This window comes from Aquitalea sp. ASV11 (assembly GCF_016429185.1).
Lineage (GTDB): Bacteria > Pseudomonadota > Gammaproteobacteria > Burkholderiales > Chromobacteriaceae > Aquitalea > Aquitalea pelogenes.
Genome location: NZ_JAELUD010000293.1, coordinates 1 through 297 on the forward strand (window position 1 = coordinate 1; position 297 = coordinate 297).

The 297-nt window shown below is 78.1% G+C and carries 1 protein-coding gene; it reads right to left on the reverse strand.

Annotated features, from left to right (window positions below):
* Positions 1 to 297 (reverse strand): RbsD/FucU domain-containing protein (locus JHD62_RS22810; RefSeq protein ID WP_304506271.1); only part of this gene is annotated, 297 nt, incomplete at both ends.

Here is a 297-nt window from a genome sequence, read left to right on the forward strand (position 1 = left end):
CGCCAGCACGGTATCCAGCACGCGGGCAAAGCCCGGCTCGCCCAGCGCCAGCGCAAGGTCGATGCATTCCACACCAGCCGGAATCGGCAGGCCGCAGTCGGCAATCACCAGGCTGTCGGTATGGCCCCTGTCTCTTATACACATCTGACGCTGCCGACGAACAGTAAGATGTGGGGTGGGGGGGGGGGGGGGGGGGGGGGGGGGGGGGGGGGGGGGGGGGGGGGGGGGGGGGGGGGGGGGGGGGGGGGGGGGGGGGGGGGGGGGGGGGGGGGGGGGGGGGGGGGGGGGGGGGGGGGG